The organism is Subtercola lobariae (assembly GCF_014640255.1).
Lineage (GTDB): Bacteria > Actinomycetota > Actinomycetes > Actinomycetales > Microbacteriaceae > Subtercola > Subtercola lobariae.
The window spans coordinates 41308-59142 of record NZ_BMGP01000008.1; the positions used below are offsets into that span (position 1 = coordinate 41308).

The 17835-nt window shown below is 63.4% G+C and carries 17 protein-coding genes; 15 read left to right on the forward strand and 2 right to left on the reverse strand.

Going from position 1 to position 17835, the window contains the following annotated elements; translation table 11 throughout:
• The first annotated feature begins 21 nt into the window (after positions 1–21).
• From dapA to dapF, 13 genes are all read left to right on the forward strand, one after another.
• Positions 22–1026 carry a 4-hydroxy-tetrahydrodipicolinate synthase gene (gene dapA, locus IEX24_RS18505; RefSeq protein WP_229715562.1) on the forward strand — a complete coding sequence of 335 codons (1005 nt, stop codon included), beginning with the start codon at positions 22–24 and terminating at the stop codon, positions 1024–1026.
• Positions 1027–1077: 51 nt separating this feature from the next.
• Positions 1078–2754 (forward strand): ribonuclease J, encoded by a 1677-nt coding sequence (locus tag IEX24_RS18510; protein WP_188681078.1) that lies wholly within the window; start codon positions 1078–1080, stop codon positions 2752–2754.
• A 71-nt stretch (positions 2755–2825) separates the two neighbouring features.
• Positions 2826–3308 carry a hypothetical protein gene (locus tag IEX24_RS18515; protein ID WP_188681080.1) on the forward strand — a complete coding sequence of 161 codons (483 nt, stop codon included), beginning with the start codon at positions 2826–2828 and terminating at the stop codon, positions 3306–3308.
• A 138-nt stretch (positions 3309–3446) separates the two neighbouring features.
• Entirely contained in the window at positions 3447–6464 is a 3018-nt protein-coding gene (locus tag IEX24_RS18520; RefSeq protein WP_188681082.1) for a DNA translocase FtsK, read from the forward strand.
• Between the two features lie 4 nt (positions 6465–6468).
• Complete coding sequence (pgsA, locus tag IEX24_RS18525; protein ID WP_372435819.1) at positions 6469–7149, forward strand: CDP-diacylglycerol--glycerol-3-phosphate 3-phosphatidyltransferase; 681 nt, start codon at positions 6469–6471, stop codon at positions 7147–7149.
• On the forward strand, positions 7146–7706 hold the full coding sequence (locus IEX24_RS18530; protein WP_188681088.1) for a CinA family protein: 561 nt from the start codon (positions 7146–7148) through the stop codon (positions 7704–7706). The genes pgsA and IEX24_RS18530 overlap by 4 nt, the downstream gene beginning before the upstream one ends.
• A gap of 162 nt (positions 7707–7868) precedes the next feature.
• Positions 7869–8174 carry a helix-turn-helix domain-containing protein gene (locus IEX24_RS18535; protein ID WP_188681090.1) on the forward strand — a complete coding sequence of 102 codons (306 nt, stop codon included), beginning with the start codon at positions 7869–7871 and terminating at the stop codon, positions 8172–8174.
• A 16-nt stretch (positions 8175–8190) separates the two neighbouring features.
• Positions 8191–8415, forward strand: coding sequence for a DUF3046 domain-containing protein (locus tag IEX24_RS18540; protein WP_188681092.1), 225 nt, complete (start codon positions 8191–8193; stop codon positions 8413–8415).
• A gap of 428 nt (positions 8416–8843) precedes the next feature.
• Positions 8844–9923: a recombinase RecA gene (recA, locus tag IEX24_RS18545; protein WP_188681094.1), complete on the forward strand. Its 1080-nt coding sequence runs from the start codon at positions 8844–8846 to the stop codon at positions 9921–9923.
• Positions 9924–9925: 2 nt separating this feature from the next.
• Positions 9926–10513, forward strand: coding sequence for a regulatory protein RecX (locus IEX24_RS18550; protein ID WP_188681096.1), 588 nt, complete (start codon positions 9926–9928; stop codon positions 10511–10513).
• Positions 10514–10587: 74 nt separating this feature from the next.
• Positions 10588–12285 (forward strand): tRNA (N6-isopentenyl adenosine(37)-C2)-methylthiotransferase MiaB, encoded by a 1698-nt coding sequence (gene miaB, locus IEX24_RS18555; protein WP_188681098.1) that lies wholly within the window; start codon positions 10588–10590, stop codon positions 12283–12285.
• A 14-nt stretch (positions 12286–12299) separates the two neighbouring features.
• The gene (gene miaA / locus IEX24_RS18560) at positions 12300–13274 is read left to right on the forward strand and encodes a tRNA (adenosine(37)-N6)-dimethylallyltransferase MiaA (RefSeq protein ID WP_188681100.1); all 975 of its coding nucleotides are present in this window, start codon (positions 12300–12302) and stop codon (positions 13272–13274) included.
• Between the two features lie 9 nt (positions 13275–13283).
• Complete coding sequence (gene dapF, locus IEX24_RS18565) at positions 13284–14165, forward strand: diaminopimelate epimerase (RefSeq protein WP_188681102.1); 882 nt, start codon at positions 13284–13286, stop codon at positions 14163–14165.
• Here the strand turns inward: dapF and IEX24_RS18570 are convergent.
• Complete coding sequence (locus IEX24_RS18570; RefSeq protein ID WP_188681104.1) at positions 14152–14772, reverse strand: class I SAM-dependent methyltransferase; 621 nt, start codon at positions 14770–14772, stop codon at positions 14152–14154. The genes dapF and IEX24_RS18570 overlap by 14 nt on opposite strands.
• A gap of 40 nt (positions 14773–14812) precedes the next feature.
• On the opposite strand from IEX24_RS18570, the gene hflX reads away from it, so the two are divergent.
• Positions 14813–16402, forward strand: a complete 1590-nt coding sequence (gene hflX / locus IEX24_RS18575) for a GTPase HflX (RefSeq protein WP_188681106.1) — start codon at positions 14813–14815, stop codon at positions 16400–16402.
• 14 nt (positions 16403–16416) lie between these two features.
• Here the strand turns inward: hflX and lexA are convergent, their stop codons facing one another.
• Positions 16417–17082: a transcriptional repressor LexA gene (gene lexA, locus IEX24_RS18580; protein ID WP_188681108.1), complete on the reverse strand. Its 666-nt coding sequence runs from the start codon at positions 17080–17082 to the stop codon at positions 16417–16419.
• A 323-nt stretch (positions 17083–17405) separates the two neighbouring features.
• On the opposite strand from lexA, the gene IEX24_RS18585 reads away from it, so the two are divergent.
• Entirely contained in the window at positions 17406–17777 is a 372-nt protein-coding gene (locus IEX24_RS18585) for a LysM peptidoglycan-binding domain-containing protein (protein ID WP_188681110.1), read from the forward strand.
• Positions 17778–17835 lie beyond the last annotated feature (58 nt).

A 17835-nucleotide genomic window follows, 5' to 3' on the forward strand; every position in this document is an offset into this window, starting at 1 on the left:
ATTCACCGCTACCCTGTAGACGTGGCTGTATCGACCAATTCTGTGCGCAATTCTGAAACCAACCCGTTCGGGCAGGTGCTCGTCGCTCTCGTGACGCCCTTCACCGCCGACGGCGAAGTCGACTGGGTCAGCGTAGAGAAGCACATCGACACGGTGATCAACGACGGTGCCGATGGCATCGTGGTTTCGGGTACGACGGGCGAGACATCCACTCTCACCGACGCCGAGAAGATTCGCCTGGTCGAGGTGGGCAAATCGGTCGCCGATGGCCGCGCGAAGATCATCACGGGCGGCGGCTCGAACGAAACGGCTCACGCCATGCAGCTCGCCAAGCAGAGCGAGAAGGCGGGCGCCGACGGCAACCTCGTGGTGACGCCGTACTACAACAAGCCGACGCAGGCGGGGGTGCTCACGCACTTTCGCATGATCGCCGACGCCACCGATCTGCCAGTGATCTTGTACGACATTCCGGGCCGCACGGGCGTTCCCATCAGCTACGACACGATTCTGCGCGCGGCGAAGCACCCGAACATCCTCGCCATCAAAGACGCGAAAGGCGACTTCAGCGAGGTCAGCCGAGTGCTGAACCAAACCGACCTCATGTACTTCTCGGGTGACGACTCGAACGTGCTGCCGCACCTCGCGGTGGGCGCTACCGGGCTCATCGGCGTGACGAACAACATCGCTGCGCGCCCGTACCGCATCATGATCGATGCGGTGAACGCGGGCGACCTGGCGACGGCGACAGAGATGCATAAGGCTCTCGAACCGCTCGTTCGAGCCACGATGACCCATGTACCGGGTACCGTTGCGGCCAAATACATCTTGCACGGCCTCGGGCGCATCTCAAGCCCCCGGGTCAGGCTTCCCCTCGTGGGCCCCGAAGAGTGGGAGGCAGCGAAGATCGAAGACGAAATCGATCTCGTGCGCACTATTCCCGGGGTCTCGTTTCAGAACTTCCGCCCAGATCGCAATGCAGCTGCCGGTGGCGCATTGCCGAAAATTCCGGGCACCACGCGCGAATAACGCGCGCTGGCTCACGCACCGAACCATGCTTTTCACACATTAGGAGGGCATATGCCCAACGCCGTATATCAACCTGCCAAACTCACGCGAGATACCCTGCGCGTCATTCCCATCGGCGGTCTCGGTGAGATCGGCCGCAACATGACCGTCTTCGAGATCAACGGAAAACTGCTTATCGTCGACTGCGGCGTGCTCTTCCCCGAAGAGACGCAGCCGGGCGTCGACCTGATTCTGCCCGACTTCTCGCTCGTTCGCGATCGCCTCAACGACGTGGTCGGAATCGTGCTCACGCACGGTCACGAAGACCACATCGGTGCGGTGCCGTACCTGCTGCGCTTGAAGAACGATATTCCTTTGATCGGTTCGGGCTTGACCCTCGCGCTGGTCGAGGCGAAGCTCAAAGAGCACCGCATCAAGCCCTACACCTTTCAGGTCGAAGAGGGCCAGACCGAGCACCTCGGCCCGTTCGAGCTCGAGTTCGTCGCTGTGAACCACTCGATTCCGGATGCTCTGGCCGTCGCCATCAAGACCGTCGCCGGTGTCGTGCTGCACACCGGCGACTTCAAGATGGACCAGCTCCCTCTTGACGACCGCATCACCGATCTGCGGGCCTTCGCCCGGCTCGGCGAGGCCGGCGTCGATCTGTTCCTCGTCGACTCGACCAACGCCGACGTGCCCGGGTTCACCCCGTCAGAGCGCACGATCGGGCCGGTGCTCGACAGCGTCATCGCGCACGCCCCGCGACGCGTCATCGTGGCGAGCTTCTCCTCGCACGTGCACCGCGTGCAGCAGGTTCTGGATGCCGCACACGCGAACGGGCGACGAGTGGCTCTGCTCGGACGTTCCATGGTGCGCAACATGGGCATCGCTGCTGAACTCGGGTACCTCAAGGTTCCCGACGGCGTGCTCGTCGACTTCAAGAAGGCCGGCGACATTCCCGACGACAAGATCGTCTACATGTCGACGGGATCGCAGGGCGAGCCCATGGCGGTGCTTTCGCGCATGGCCAACCTCGAACATCAGATCGAGGTCGGGCCGGGTGACACGGTCATCCTCGCGTCGTCGCTGATTCCCGGCAACGAGAACGCGGTCTACCGAGTCATCAACGGGCTCACCAAGCTCGGTGCGACCGTCGTGCACAAGGGCAACGCGAAGGTGCATGTTTCCGGTCACGCGGCAGCGGGCGAGCTGCTCTACTGCTACAACATCTTGAAGCCTCGCAACGTGCTGCCGGTGCACGGCGAATACCGTCACCTCGTCGCGAACGCTCAGCTCGCCATCGACACGGGCGTGCCGCGCGAGAACACGATCCTCGCCGACGATGGCACCGTCATCGACCTCCGCGACGGCGTCGCGACCGTGGTGGGCCAGTACGATCTCGGCTTCGTCTACGTCGACGGCACGAGCGTCGGCGAGATCACCGACGACGACCTCAAAGACCGCCGCATCCTCGGCGAAGAAGGCTTCATCTCCATCATCGTGGTCGTCGAGGCGGGCACGGGTCGCATCGTGGTCGGCCCCGAAATCCACGCCAAAGGTTTCGCCGAAGACGAGTCGGTCTTCGACAAGGTCAAGCCCAAAATCGCCGCCGCTCTCGCCGAAGCCGCGGGCAACGGCACCCGCGACACCCACGCCCTGCAGCAGGTCGTGCGCCGCACCGTGGGCCGCTGGGTGAACACCTCCTACCGTCGTCGCCCCATGATCGTGCCGGTAGTAATTGAGGCATAATTTTCGCTGAAGTGCCGTAATGGCGGGCCCCGGCCGGTGTCTCTCAGGTAAGACTCCTGAAAGGAACCCCCATGACCCACAAACTTCGCACCCGCCTCAGCGCCACCCTGCTCACCGGGGCTGCCACCGTGGCGCTCGCTTGCGCAGGCACAGCGACGGCCCAAGCCGACGTCGGCCAGCCGACGACATCGAACTATGTCGTGTTCACCGTTCTCGACCCGGGCGCAGTGAAGCCTGCCACAGCAGTGTTCGAGGGTGGTTTATTCGTGATTCCTCCGACGATGGCTGCCAGCGACCTACAGCTGACCCTGCTTTGCGATGACGGGGTGCCATATCCGCTCACCTTCACGCGCTACGACAACGACCTGTCTTTTCGGGCAGACCTGCCGCTTCGGCTGGTCGGCCACACCTGCACCCTGACGTCGTTTCCGAAGAATGGGCAGACGGTGCTGTTCTCGACGCCCCACCCCGATGGTGACAAGGGCGCTCACGTCACAAACGTCAACGGCCAGCTCGTGACGGTTGTTCCGCCAAGGCGCGGTGGGCAGTACTGACCCTGATTCGGTCGTCTCGACACCAGGCTCTTGCGTCATCTGGCCACGGCGACGTCGCGATGAGGCGACGGATACGGAATCGGCGCGCTGCCGGAGCGGCTTCATCGCGAAACGGCGCGGCGACAGTAGCGTAGGCGCATGGCTACGAGTACCAGGTCGAACTCACGCGCCCGCGGCGCGGGAGCGGCGAAGAGCGGTGCCGCGGCGAGTTCGCGCAAGCCCGCCACGAGAACCGCACCGACTACGGTGCAGAAGACGCTGAAGTATCCGGTCGAGGAGCACGGGCCGGGGCCGTTCGGCGCCATGTACCTCGGGCTCGCTCACCTCGCGGGTGGGGCGGCGCGCGCCCTCGGCCACGAGAAGCTGGCGAAGGAAGAACGGCGTGACGGGTTTCCGTTTCTGCTGCTGATTCTGGCGATCGCGGGCGCCGTGGTCGAGTGGTTCTTGGTGGCCAATCCGGTGGCCGACCTGCTCGACGCCTACACGTTCGGCGGCCTCTTCGGGCGCGTCGCCTACGCACTGCCGGTGGTCATGTTCTTGCTCGCCATCTGGCTCTTCAGGCACCCCAATTCGGTCAACGACAACGGCCGCATCGGCATCGGCCTGGGCATCCTCTTGCTCAGCGTTTCGGGGCTCTGCCACGTCTTCAGTTCGCAACCGTCACCGGCCGGCGGAATGGAGGCGCTGGCGAGCGCCGGGGGAGTGCTCGGCTGGGTCATCGCCGCCCCATTGGTGCTGATCACCACGTCGATCGGCGCGACCATCCTGATCTCCCTGCTGCTTCTGCTCTCGCTGTTCATCATCACGAAGACCCCACCGAACAAGGTGGGGGTTCGTGTCAAAGAGCTCTACAACTACCTCTTCGGGGCCGCATTCGGCGAAGCGCCAGGCGAGGGCAAAGAGGCCAAAGACGCGAAAGCGCTGAAGGCAGCGGCCAAGAACGCCGACGCCTCGAACGCCCATACCGGCGACCTGCAGCTCGACTTCGAAGACGTCGACGACTCTCTGCCCTGGTGGCGCCGCAACAAGAGCGGCCGCGAAGAAGATCCCGCGTTCGACAGCCCCATCATTCCCACCACAGCCGTCCCGAACACGATCGTCGACCGCACTTATGTCGAAGACCGTACCCCGCCCACCGAAGTCATCGACAGCACGGCGAGCTTCGGCGCGGCCCTGCTCGACGACATGGAGGCGGCCGAGAACGCGGTCAAGCGCTTCACGGGTGAGATCCTGCCCGGCTCGAAGTCGGCCACGGGCATCCGCGACGATTCAGCGACCGATACCACGGCCTCGTTCACGGGCATCCTGTTTCCGGATGCCGTGGCAGGCACGGCATCCGCCGCCGGCCCGGCCGCAGGGTCGGCGTCGCCCTCGGAGCCAGGCAGCGCGGCCACAGGCATCTCGTCGGGTGAAGCCGCAGCAGCCGAAGGCAACGGATTCAAGCCGCTCGCCGAGGTGAAAGAGCTCGAGGCACAGAACTACGCGCTGCCTCCCGCGGCGAGCCTCACGCTCGGCGAGCCGTCGAAGGCCAGGTCGCAGGCGAACGACGACATCGTCGCCGCCATCACCAATGTTCTGCAGCAGTTTCAGGTCGACGCGAAGGTCACCGGGTTCTCGCGCGGCCCGACCGTCACGCGCTACGAGATCGAGCTCGGCCCCGGCGTCAAGGTCGAGCGCGTCACGGCCCTCAGCAAGAACCTGTCGTACGCGGTCGCTAGCAACGAGGTGCGAATTCTCTCGCCCATTCCGGGTCGCAGTGCCATCGGCGTCGAAATTCCGAACACCGACCGCGAGATCGTGGTGCTCGGTGACGTGCTGCGCTCGGCCAAAGCCACGAACGACCATCACCCTATGACCATCGGCGTCGGCAAAGACGTCGAAGGCAAGTTCATCATCGCGAACCTCGCCAAGATGCCTCATCTTCTGGTCGCGGGGTCGACCGGATCGGGTAAGTCGAGCTTCGTCAACTCGATGGTCACGAGCATCCTCATGCGGGCAAAGCCTTCTGAGGTGCGCATGGTGCTCATCGACCCGAAGCGCGTGGAGCTCACTGCGTATCAGGGCGTTCCGCACCTCATCACGCCCATCATCACGAACCCGAAGAAGGCTGCCGAAGCGCTGGCCTGGGTCGTGAAAGAGATGGATATGCGGTACGACGACCTCGAGAGCTTCGGTTTCAGGCACATCGACGACTTCAACCGTGCCGTGGTGAATGGCGAGATCATCTTGCCGGTGGGCAGCCATCGCGTGCTCAAGCCGTACCCCTACCTGCTGGTCGTGGTCGACGAGCTCGCCGACCTCATGATGGTGGCGCCGCGAGATGTCGAAGACTCCATTGTGCGTATTACGCAGCTTGCTCGGGCATCGGGTATCCACCTCGTGCTCGCCACCCAGCGGCCGTCGGTCGACGTCGTCACCGGTCTCATCAAGGCAAACGTGCCGTCACGGCTCGCGTTCGCCGTGACGAGCGTCACCGACTCCCGCGTCATTCTCGACCAGCCTGGCGCCGACAAACTGATCGGGCAGGGGGATGCTCTGTTTCTGCCCATGGGCGCCTCGAAGTCTATTCGGGTTCAGGGCGCGTGGGTCAGTGAGCGCGAGATCGAGAAGGTCGTTCAGCACGTCACGCGTCAGGCTCGCCCCGACTATCGCAATGACGTGACGGTCGCGGCTGTCTCGAAGCAGATCGACTCTGACATCGGCGATGATCTCGAGGTGCTGCTGCAGGCTGCAGAGCTCGTTGTGAATACCCAGTTCGGCTCGACGTCGATGCTGCAGCGGAAGCTGAAGGTGGGCTTCGCGAAGGCGGGTCGCCTGATGGATCTGATGGAATCGCGCGAGATCGTCGGCCCGTCAGAAGGCTCGAAGGCACGCGATGTTCTTGTCAAGCCTGAACAGCTGCCCGAGGTGCTCGCCATGCTGCGCGGGTCGGATGTAGCGGCTGCCGTCTCGGCCAACGACTCTGCTTCAGCGCAGTACTCTGCACCTGCACAGAACTCTGCTCCTGCACAGTCGTCTGCTCCTGCACAGTCGTACTCGAACGACGACTCTGCACAGATGTCGTACGCCGACCCTCTCGCCGAACCCGGCTCCGAGTATCCTGAAGAAGAGGCAGCATCTGACGAAGACGCGTGGGGCCTCACCGGCAGAGAGTAGCACCATGACCCTTCCAGGCGATTCCGAGGCGGGCGCCTCCGTGCCCAGCCGCGAGCCGACCGGCACGCCCGGCGCTGTGCCCGTCATGACCAGCAACTGGAACCTGCCGAATGCGATCACCATCGTTCGCATTCTGCTTGCGCCGGTCTTCTTCATCATGCTGCTGGCCGACAACGGCAACGACGGGCTGCTGCGCTATCTCGCCGCGATTCTGTTCGTGCTCGCCATCGCGACCGACGGCGTCGATGGCCACCTCGCACGCAAGAACAACCAGGTCACCGACCTGGGCAAGATTCTCGACCCCATCGCCGACAAGGTACTCACGGGTGCCGCGCTGGTGGGGCTCTCGATTCTGAACGAGCTGCCCTGGTGGGTGACCATCATCATTCTGATCCGCGAAATCGGTATCACCGTGTGGCGGTTCGCCGTCATCAAGCGCCGGGTCATTCCGGCTTCGCGCGGTGGCAAGCTGAAGACGCTGGCGCAGTCGTTCGCCATCTCATTCGCACTCTTCCCGTTCTCCACGCTGTTCGGCGGGTCTGAGCCGGTGGTGATTGTCTTCAACGTGATCAATATCGTGCTCATGTCGATCGCGTTCGTCTTGACGGTGATCACGGGCATCGATTACCTGATTCAAGACCGTAAGCTCAACAAAGGAACACCGGCCGGCACCGCCACGGCATGAGCGAGCGAGAAGCGGAGCAAGCGCCGGCGCTTGCGAGTGTTCCTGAGCTCGAAATCGCGTCTGACTCCGAACCCGAATCCGTCGACCTGACAGCTCGACTCATCGCCGACCTCACCCGGCGCGGCGAAACGATCGCCATAGCCGAGTCGCTCACCGGCGGGCTTCTCGCGGCCGAGCTCATTCGGCCGGCCGGCGCCTCGAACGTCGTGTTCGGCGCAGTGGTGGCCTACAACACCGCGATCAAGGCGTCGGTGCTCGGCGTCGATGCGAATCTCTTGCGACTGCAGGGCCCCGTGCATCCACAGGTCGCAGAGCAAATGGCCGAGGGCGTGCGTTACGCGCTGGCGGTCGACGGCCGGCCGGCCAGCATCGGCATCTCGACCACCGGAGTCGCAGGCCCCGGGCCGCAAGACGGGCATGCGGCAGGCACAGTCTTCGTCGGCTTCGCCTCTGCTGACGCATCGCGCAGTTTCGCGCTGCACCTCGATGGCACACGAGACCAGATTCGGGCCGGGGCCGTCAGCGAAGCTGTGCGAATACTCCGAGCGCAGCTCTAGAAATGTTGCGTGGGAATGACTCAGGTTTCAATCTCGTTACACCTGGTGTCATTAACAAGCAAAGTCCAGTCTTCGTCGTTTAGAGTTTGAGCATCGGGAGAGTAGTCTTACAAACCCCGATTGATCAACGTTCGACTGAGATAGACACGCAAGGAGGCTCCAATGATTTTAGTTCGCCAAGAGATCGGCGACGTGCTGCGGGACTTCCGTCTTCAGAAGGGCAGAACCCTTCGCCAGGTCGCAAGCAAGGCCAGTGTCGCACTCGGGTACCTGAGTGAGGTCGAACGCGGTCAGAAAGAAGCGTCCAGCGAAATTCTCGCCTCTGTGGCAGAAGCGCTCGACACGCCCATTTCTGTGATCATGCGCGAGGTGGGCGACCGCCTCGCTGTCATTGAGGGTATCGACACGATTCCCGACACTGTGCCTGACGAGTTCGTGGCCGGCTTCGACGCGATGGCAGCACGCTGACCGAGCCCGCCGTTTCGTGAGACTGAGTGAGTTTCGGCAAGCAGTTGCCGATGAATTCGGTGTGTCGTATGGCCGTGTGGTGACGGGCGACCTCGTGCTTGACGAGCTCGCGGGCCACACCGCCGAGCAGGCGCTGGCTGCGGGCGAAGACATTCGTGAGGTGTGGCTGGCGCTCTGCCGGGCCGCCGACGTGCCGCCTAATCGCCGGTATGGCGCGGGTCTGCCTCTTCCTCGTAGTTGAGGCTGGTCGTACCTGATGCTGGTCGTACCTGACGCTGGTCGTCCTTGACGATGGTCGTACCTGGCGCGACTCGTATCTGACGCCTCGTACCTGACGCCGCTCGAACACGTCTCTCGTCGCGAAGCGACACGCCGGCGCACACAGTCGAAGATATGTTCGGATGTTGCTAGTCTCCTTCACAGCAACGCGTTTCGCATCGTTCTCCACAGAATGGATGCCCGTCGACATCAGTGTCGGTGGTGCTTCCTATCGTGGTGAAGGTAAGAAACACAACGCGAATATGCCTTGTCGTCAGCCGCATCGCATCCGAGGCCTCGGGTGCGAGGGCAGGCGCGACAGCCTATAGGCGCACCGAAACCGCGGCGCGGGTTCGACCCACCTCACAAGGTGACTCGAACCAGGCGAGCACCTGATCGAAGGAGACCGAAATGCCCTCAGACGCTACTCGTGAGAAGGCTCTCGAAACAGCACTCGCCCAAATCGACCGCCAGTTCGGCAAAGGCTCGGTGATGCGCCTCGGCAGTGATGAGCGCGCGCCCGTCGAAGTCATTCCGACCGGCTCCATCGCACTCGATGTCGCGCTCGGCATCGGTGGTCTGCCGCGTGGTCGCATCGTCGAGATCTACGGCCCGGAGTCGTCGGGTAAGACCACGCTGACGCTTCACGCCATCGCCAACGCCCAGCGCGACGGCGGCATCGCAGCGTTCATCGACGCAGAGCACGCACTCGACCCGGAATACGCCAAGAAGCTCGGTGTCGACATCGACGCGCTGCTCGTGTCGCAGCCCGACACCGGTGAGCAGGCACTCGAGATTGCCGACATGCTCGTGCGCTCAGGCTCCATCGACCTCATCGTCATCGACTCGGTGGCGGCGCTGGTGCCTCGCGCTGAGATCGAGGGTGAGATGGGTGACTCGCACGTCGGCCTTCAGGCTCGCCTCATGTCGCAGGCGCTTCGTAAACTCACCGGTGGCTTGAACCAGACCAACACCACAATGATCTTCATCAACCAGCTGCGCGAGAAGATCGGCGTGTTCTTCGGCAGCCCTGAAACCACCGCCGGTGGTAAGGCGCTGAAGTTCTATGCGTCGATTCGCCTCGACATCAGGCGCATCGAAACCCTCAAAGAAGGCACCGAGGCTGTGGGTAACCGCACCCGGGTCAAGGTCGTGAAGAACAAGATGGCTCCGCCGTTCAAGCAGGCCGAATTCGACATCATCTACGGCATCGGTATTTCTCGCGAAGGCAGCCTCATCGACTTCGGTGTGGAGCACGAGATCGTTCGCAAGTCGGGCGCCTGGTACACCTACGACGGTGAGCAGCTCGGCCAGGGCAAAGAGAACTCCCGCCGGTTCTTGAAAGAGAACCCTGAGGTGGCTAATGAGATCGAGAACAAGATCAAGATGAAGCTGGGTCTTCTCGACGATCCGAACGCACCGGCAATTGCCGCCGCGGGCTCGAACGTCGAACCGTTGGCGCCGAAGATCGCCGCACGAAAAGGCGCCTGATCGTGGCGGCGAAGGTCATCTACCTTCCGGGCGTCGTGTCTCCGCCCCCGCTCGTTGACGACTCGGCAGATTTCGAAGAGGCTGCCGAGCCTCGAATGAGCGAGGGGGAGCGTTCGGCGTTTCTCGAGAACATCGTCGTTCGGGCCTTGGCACGAAAGTCGCTGTCTGAGTGGGAGGTGACCCGCCTGCTCGCCGCGAACGACGTCGACGAAAGCGAGTACGAACTCTTTCTGAACCGGTATCGCGCGAATCGTTATGTCGATGACTACGACCTCGCCGAGACTCTGGTGGAGTCGCTGAACCGCCGCAAAGGTTACGGGCGGTCACAGATCAGGAACGAGTTGACCACTCGGCACATTCAGCCCGAGATCATTGCGGCGGCCCTCGAGGCCCTCAACGATGACGACGAGCTGCAGCGGGCGATCGGCCTGGCAGAGAAACGCGCACCTTCGCTCGCTCGGCTTGACGCGGCAACCGCCGAACGTCGGCTCACCTCGTTTCTGATGCGCAAGGGGTATTCGTCTGCGACGATTCGGGTGGCCGTGACGACCGCGCTGAGCCCGCAGCCTCGTAAGGTGCGCTTCCGGTAGACGCTGCGATGCCGGCAGCATGGCTCGCGGCGTCCGGTGAACGTCACAGATTGCGAACGTAGACTAGAGGCACTATGAGCAGCGTCAGTGAAGCACCCACCCTCATCACGCCGTCGTCTGCGGCTGTCGATTCCGCCGGGCGGGTTCGCACCTATGAGGTTCGCACCTATGGCTGCCAGATGAACGTGCACGACTCAGAACGGCTGAGTGGTTCACTCGAGGCTGCAGGGTACGTGCGCGACGAGTCAGGTGAAGCTGATGTCGTCGTCATCAATACCTGCGCCGTGCGTGAGAACGCAGACAACAAGCTCTACGGCAACCTGGGGTACCTCGCTTCGGTCAAGAAGCGACACGAGGGTATGCAAATCGCCGTGGGCGGGTGCTTGGCGCAGAAAGACAAGTCGGTCATCCTCTCGAAGGCGCCCTGGGTTGACGTGGTTTTCGGCACCCACAATATGGGCGCGCTGCCCAGTCTGCTCGAGCGTGCCCGCCACAACGGCGAAGCTCAGCTCGAGATTCTCGACTCGCTCGAGACTTTTCCCTCGACTCTTCCGACGAAACGCGACTCGAGCTACAGCGGCTGGGTTTCGATTTCTGTGGGTTGCAACAACACGTGCACGTTCTGTATCGTTCCCGCGCTGCGCGGCAAGGAGAAAGACCGTCGCCCGGGCGAGATTCTGCGCGAGATTCAGACCCTCGTCGATGACGGTGCGGTCGAGGTGACTCTGCTCGGTCAGAACGTGAATTCGTTCGGCGTCGAGTTCGGCGACCGCCAGGCATTCGGCAAGCTGCTTCGGGCGGCTGGCGAGATCGAGGGGCTCGAGCGCATCCGTTTCACGAGCCCGCATCCGGCGGCGTTCACCGACGACGTCATCGACGCCATGGCCGAGACTCCGGCCGTGATGCCGCAGTTGCACATGCCGCTGCAGTCGGGCTCCGATCGCATTTTGCGCGCCATGAAGCGCTCGTACCGGTCAGAGAAGTTCTTGGGCATCCTCGACCGAGTGCGAGCACGCATGCCGCATGCCGCCATCAGCACCGACATCATCGTCGGCTTCCCTGGTGAGACCGAAGAAGACTTTCAAGAGACGCTTCGCGTGGTCGAGCAGGCTCGGTTCGCCACCGCTTTCACCTTCCAGTACTCGATTCGGCCGGGCACACCGGCAGCCACCATGCCCGATCAGGTGCCGAAAGAGGTCGTGCAAGAACGCTACGAGCGCTTGATGGCGCTGCAAGACCGCATCGCGTGGGAAGAGAACGAGAAGGTCGTCGGCCGCGAGGTCGAGCTGCTCGTTGCGAACGGCGAGGGGCGCAAAGACGCCGATACGAAGCGCATGAGCGGTCGCGCCGAAGACAGCCGACTCGTGCACTTCGAGGTACCTGAGGGTTCTGTCGTGCCTCGCCCCGGAGACATGGTCTCGGTAGTCGTCACCGGCGCCAAGCCCTACTACCTCATCGCCGATTCACTCGATGGTGCGCCGCTTCGGGTACGCCACACCCGTGCCGGCGACGCCTGGGAGCGAGACCAGAGCGACTCGTGCGCGGTGCCGGCCAGTGGCACGGGGTCGGCAGAGAGCGGTCAGAAGGCGAAGGTCTCGCTCGGACTGCCGTCGCTGCGCGTGCTGTCGTCGGCTGATTCATTCGCAGACGGGTCGACTGGTCAGCCCGGCTTGATTGAGCACGCGGCGAATCAGCACAACGCAAATCAGCACGCGGCGAATCGGCACGCTACGACCGTGCCGATCTACGACTCCGCCGACGGATTGCGCTGATTTCTGAGCAACCGGTGCAGCGCGTACTGACCATCGTCGGCGCCACGGGCACTGGCAAGTCAGAGCTCTCGCTCGCCCTTGCAGAGTTCCTGGCCGCAGCGGGTCGCCCGGCCGAAATCGTCAACGCCGACGCGATGCAGCTCTACCGCGGCATGAACATCGGCACAGCGAAGCTCTCCGTCGCTGAGCGACGCGGCATTGCGCATCACCTCCTCGACGTGCTCGACGTCACAACTGACGGCTCCGTCGCTGCCTATCAGGCCGACGCCCGAGCAGCCATCGACGATATCGTCGCCCGCGGCGCGGTGCCGATTCTTGTGGGCGGCTCGGGTTTGTACGTGAGTTCGGTGATTTACGATTTTCAGTTTCCGGTGCGCGATGAGGGCGTTCGCCAGGCGCTCGAAGACGAGCTCGAGCAACACGGGGTGGGGCTGCTGTATCGGCGGCTGGCTGACGCAGACCCGGCGGCTGCAGCATCCATTGGCCCACACAATGGGCGCCGAATCGTGCGTGCGCTCGAGGTGATCGAGCTGACCGGGGTGCCGGTGAGCGGTCAGTTGCCTGAGGTTCCGGTGCCGTGGCGCGAGTCGTTCATCGTGGCACTCAGTCACCCGCGCGAGCTGCTCGTCGAGAGGCTCGATGCACGCGTCGAACAGATGTGGCAGAGCGGGCTGGTCGCCGAGGTCGAACACTTGGTTCCGCTCGGCCTCGAGCGCGGGGTCACCGCGAGTCGCGCCATCGGGTATGCCCAGGCCCTCGGCCAGTTGCACGGCACGAAGACCGAATTAGAGGCCATAGCCGAAGCACAGGCGCTGACACGCCGGTATGCCCGGCGCCAGGTGAGCTGGTTCAAGCGCTACCGCGAGGCCGAGTGGATGCCCGCGGCCGACCCCGCGCTGGCCGACACCGCCTTCGCCGCCTTTGTGAGCGCTGAAAGCACTGATCAGGCAGCGAACCCCTCGGCAAGATCTCGCAATGACAGCCTCTAGGCTGGAATCATGGCAATCGATCTGCATTTCACCAAAGGCCAGGGCACGGGCAACGACTTCGTTCTGTTCGCTGACCCCGAGGGCGCTATTTCGTTGAGCCCCGAGCAGATCGCCTCCCTCTGCGACCGTAACTTCGGTATCGGAGCAAACGGCCTCATTCGCGCAGTCAAGTCGGCCAACCTGCCGGAGGGTGCGGCATCGCTTGCCGAAGACGATGCGGCCGAGTGGTTCATGGACTATCACAACGCCGACGGATCGCCTGCGGAGATGTGCGGCAACGGCATCCGGGTGTTCGTGAAGTACCTGCTCGAGAACGGCCTCGCCGAACTCGAACAGGGCGATACGTTCGTCGTGGGTACGCGCGCTGGTGTCATCGATGTGCAGCGCAACCTCACCGGGTTTCAGGCCGATCTCGGCCGGTGGCGGCTCGACGGCGGCGAACCCCTGGTTCGGGCGAAGAACCTGCAGGTCGCGCGGCCCGGTCTCGGCGTGAACGTCGGTAATCCGCATGTGGTGGTGGCGCTGGCCGATGAAGAGGAGCTCGAGTCAGCCGATCTCACGTTCATTCCGCAGCTCGACCCGCAGCCGCCCGAGGGCGCCAATGTCGAGTTCGTCGTGCCGCTCGAACCTCTCGTTCGTAACGGGGTGGGGCACATTCGCATGCGCGTGCACGAGCGGGGCAGCGGTGAAACGCTGTCATGCGGCACGGGCGCGGCGGCGGCTGCTCTCGCCATTCGGTATTGGGCCGGGGCAGGAGCGCCGAACCAGTGGCGGGTCGAAGTGCCCGGAGGCGCGGTGGGCGTGCGCATGTACGCCACCGAAGACGGCGAGCACGTGGCGCTCTCAGGCCCCGCTGAACTCGTCTTCGAGGGCGACGTCACCCTCGTCTGAGGCGCGCCCGCAGCACGCGGTAACCCTTGCTGGTGGCCGTGCGCGTCACTGAGAAGCTCGGCGGCAGGGCGCCCTCGAGCCAGCGGTGCAGCGAATCCGACCCGAGGTTGCGCTGCACCACGAGCCACGCGTCAGACCCTGGGTCAAGCCGCGGCAGCCAGGTGAGCAGCAGGTTGTGCAGCTCGTCTTTGCCCACCCGAATAGGCGGATTCGACCAGATGGTCATGAACTGCAGGTCGGCGGGAACATCTGCGGGCAGCACAGCGTTGATGTTACCGAGGCCGAGTTTGGCAGCGTTGGCCTTCACCAGATCGAGAGCACGTTCGTTGACGTCAACAGCCCACACGGTGGCGTGGGGTGACAACAGAGCGAGGGCGAGCGAGATGGGGCCCCAACCGCAGCCCACGTCGAGCAGATTGCCGCCGGGTGGCGGCTCAGGGGTATTGGCAAGAAGAACCTGGGTTCCGGCATCCACTCGGTCTGGGCTGAAAACGCCACCAGCCGTCGTCGCAGAGAACGATCTGCCGGCGATGGTCACGGCGATTTCTTTGAGCTTCAATTCCGTCGACGGACGCGCTTGAAAGTAGTGCCCATTGTCGGTAGCCATAGAGGGAATGTAGCAAATGAGAGGGCTAGTCTTTACATCAATGACTGAACACAATTCACTTTCTGACGGCGACGAGGCCGTCGTGGCGGCGCCGGCGAACGCGTCGGCAAACGACTCTGCGAACGACTCTGCGACCGTCGACCGCATTTTGCAGCGCGCAGAAGCCCGCTCATCGGGTTACGCGCTGTTCACTCCGGGCAGTGCGCTCGCAGTGAACGACCGTTCTGCTGGGGGTACGGATGCCCGGGGCACCCACAATCATGACGGCGACCAATTCGACCTCGCCGACCGCCAGGCGCTTCGCCGCGTCGCCGGGCTCTCAACCGAACTCGAAGACGTAACGGAGGTCGAATATCGTCAGCTGCGGCTAGAGAATGTCGTGCTGATCGGGGTATATACCCAAGGCACAATCACTGACGCCGAGAACTCACTTCACGAACTCGCCGCACTCGCCGAGACGGCAGGAGCAGCTGTGCTCGACGGACTCCTTCAGCGCCGCGCGAACCCTGACCCCAGCACGTACTTCGGTAAGGGCAAGGCTGAAGAGCTCGCCGGCGTGGTCAAGGCGCTCGGCGCCGATACGGTGATCGTCGATAGCGAGCTGGCCCCGAGCCAGCGTCGTGCGCTCGAAGACATCGTGAAGGTGAAGGTCATCGACCGCACTGCCGTCATTCTCGACATCTTCAGCCAGCACGCGAAGAGCCGTGAAGGTAAGGCGCAGGTCGAACTCGCGCAGCTCGAGTACCTGCTGCCGAGGCTCCGTGGCTGGGGCGAATCGATGTCGCGCCAGGCCGGTGGCCAAGTGGGTGGCACGGGGGCCGGAATGGGCTCGCGTGGGCCGGGTGAAACGAAGATCGAGCTCGATCGTCGCCGCATCCACACCCGCATGTCACGACTGCGTAAGCAGATCGCTGCCATGAAGCCTGCCCGCGAGGCAAAGCGTGCCAATCGCAAACGCAACACCGTGCCTTCGGTAGCAATTGCGGGCTACACCAACGCCGGTAAGTCGTCGCTGCTCAATCGCATCACGGGCGCTGGGCTGCTGGTCGAGAACGCGCTCTTCGCGACCCTCGACGCCACCGTGCGTCGCACCCAGACAGCGGATGGCCGGGAGTACACCTTCGTCGATACCGTCGGTTTTGTGCGCAGCCTCCCGACGCAACTCGTCGAGGCGTTTCGGTCGACACTCGAAGAGGTCGCCGATGCCGATGTGATCGTGCACGTAGTCGACGGCTCGCACCCTGACCCGGCCAGCCAGCTCACGACGGTGCGCGAAGTCATCGGCGAAGCGGGGGCACGCGGCATTCCGGAGCTGGTCGTCTTCAACAAGAGCGACCTCATCTCAGACAGCGACCGCATTGTTCTGCGCGGGCTCGAGCCGAACTCGCTGTTCGTCTCTGCGCGCACGGGTGAAGGCATCGATGAGTTGCTCATTGTGCTCGATGGCATGCTGCCGACGCCGTCGATCGAGGTCGACGTACTCGTGCCGTACGACCGGGGTGACCTGGTTTCGCAGATGCATCAGCACAGCACGGTGCTGAGTACGGAATACGAAGAGGGCGGTACGCACGTGCGGGCGCTCGTGAACGCTGAGTTCGAGGCGCAGCTGGTCGAATTCAGCACCACGTAGCAGTTCAGGCGAAGCTAGACCGACCGCAGCACCGCCACGACCTTGCCGAGCACCGTGGCGTAATCGCCGAGAATCGGTTCGAAGTTCGAGTTGCGCGGCAGCAGCCAGGTGTGGCCGTCGCGTTGGCGAAAGACCTTCACCGTCGCCTCGTCGTCGAGCATGGCCGCGACGATGTCACCGTTCTCCGCCGTGTTCTGCGTGCGCACGACAACCCAGTCGCCGTCGCAGATGGCCGCGTCGATCATCGACTCACCGACGACCTTCAGCATGAACAACTCGCCCTTGCCGACGAGCTGGCGGGGGAGGGGGTAGACCTCTTCGACCTGCTGCTCAGCCGTGATGGGAATACCGGCGGCGATACGACCGACCAGCGGCACCAAGGCAACGTCGCCATGGGGTGTCGGTGAATCGCTCGTGACCGAATCGCTCTTGGGAATGTCGATCAGCACCTCGAGCGCGCGGGGACGATTCGGGTCTCGGCGCAGATACCCGCTCAGCTCGAGCTGATTCAGTTGATGCGTGACGCTCGAGAGTGAAGCCAGCCCGACAGCATCGCCGATCTCGCGCATGCTCGGCGGGTACCCCTGCTGGTTCACCGCTTCAGAGATCACCTCGAGAATCGCCAACTGCTTCTCGCTCAGCGACTTGCGTCGCCTCGTTCCGCCACGCTCACTGGCCACGGTGTCTCGCTTTCATCAGGTCTCGCTGGTCGGTCTGGCAACGCTGTCTGGCAACGAATTTCATTCGTGACGACCCAATGTCAGTGGCTGGTTGTTCACTGTCACTAGTCGCCGGTCGGCTCGATGTTGACAATCGAAACTGTATCGAACACTGCGTGAAGTACAAACACATGTTCGAGTGTGTCGCACAATTTGTCGCGATATTCGACTTGAACATTCGAACAATCGAAGATATATTCGGAACATAGCTTCGTACCAGGCGCTCCCGGCCGAGCGCCTGGTACGAAAACTCCTAGTAGGGGTTAACCCTGAGAGGCCACACCATGACTGCAATCCAGCTCGGCACTGCTCCTGTTCGCACCGCCAGCAGGGGCGGCGATCGATCTCGCCTGCGCCTGACCCGCCGCGGTCGCGTCGTTCTGGCTGTTCTGGTGTCGTTGCCGCTCATCGCCGCGCTGGCAGCATTCGCGATTCTCGGGGGTTCAGCGGCCATCGCCACGGGAGACAGCTCGTCGGCCACGTACAGCTACATCACGGTGGAGCCGGGCGAGAGCTTGTGGGGCATTGCGCAGTCGCTCGACCCGTCGGCTGACCCGCGTGATGTCATCGCTCAGATCGTCGACCTGAACCAGCTGCATTCGTCTGACGTGCAGTCGGGCCAGCGCCTGGCGCTCCCGTCGCAGTACGCGAAATAGCGATACGGCCTGCACTTTCTGAACTGCCCGCACCGCCTGAACTGCGTGATGGCCAGCG

Excerpts from the sequence above, each read along its gene's own strand:
- IEX24_RS18510 (WP_188681078.1), top strand. The coding sequence starts at position 1,078 with ATGCCCAACGCCGTATATCAACCTGCCAAACTCACGCGAGATACCCTG.
- pgsA (WP_372435819.1), top strand. The coding sequence starts at position 6,469 with ATGACCCTTCCAGGCGATTCCGAGGCGGGCGCCTCCGTGCCCAGCCGC.
- IEX24_RS18570 (WP_188681104.1), bottom strand. The coding sequence starts at position 14,772 with ATGGCTACCGACAATGGGCACTACTTTCAAGCGCGTCCGTCGACGGAA.
- IEX24_RS18515 (WP_188681080.1), top strand. The coding sequence starts at position 2,826 with ATGACCCACAAACTTCGCACCCGCCTCAGCGCCACCCTGCTCACCGGG.
- IEX24_RS18535 (WP_188681090.1), top strand. The coding sequence starts at position 7,869 with ATGATTTTAGTTCGCCAAGAGATCGGCGACGTGCTGCGGGACTTCCGT.
- IEX24_RS18585 (WP_188681110.1), top strand. The coding sequence starts at position 17,406 with ATGACTGCAATCCAGCTCGGCACTGCTCCTGTTCGCACCGCCAGCAGG.
- hflX (WP_188681106.1), top strand. The coding sequence starts at position 14,813 with ATGACTGAACACAATTCACTTTCTGACGGCGACGAGGCCGTCGTGGCG.
- recA (WP_188681094.1), top strand. The coding sequence starts at position 8,844 with ATGCCCTCAGACGCTACTCGTGAGAAGGCTCTCGAAACAGCACTCGCC.
- miaB (WP_188681098.1), top strand. The coding sequence starts at position 10,588 with ATGAGCAGCGTCAGTGAAGCACCCACCCTCATCACGCCGTCGTCTGCG.
- IEX24_RS18530 (WP_188681088.1), top strand. The coding sequence starts at position 7,146 with ATGAGCGAGCGAGAAGCGGAGCAAGCGCCGGCGCTTGCGAGTGTTCCT.
- IEX24_RS18520 (WP_188681082.1), top strand. The coding sequence starts at position 3,447 with ATGGCTACGAGTACCAGGTCGAACTCACGCGCCCGCGGCGCGGGAGCG.
- dapF (WP_188681102.1), top strand. The coding sequence starts at position 13,284 with ATGGCAATCGATCTGCATTTCACCAAAGGCCAGGGCACGGGCAACGAC.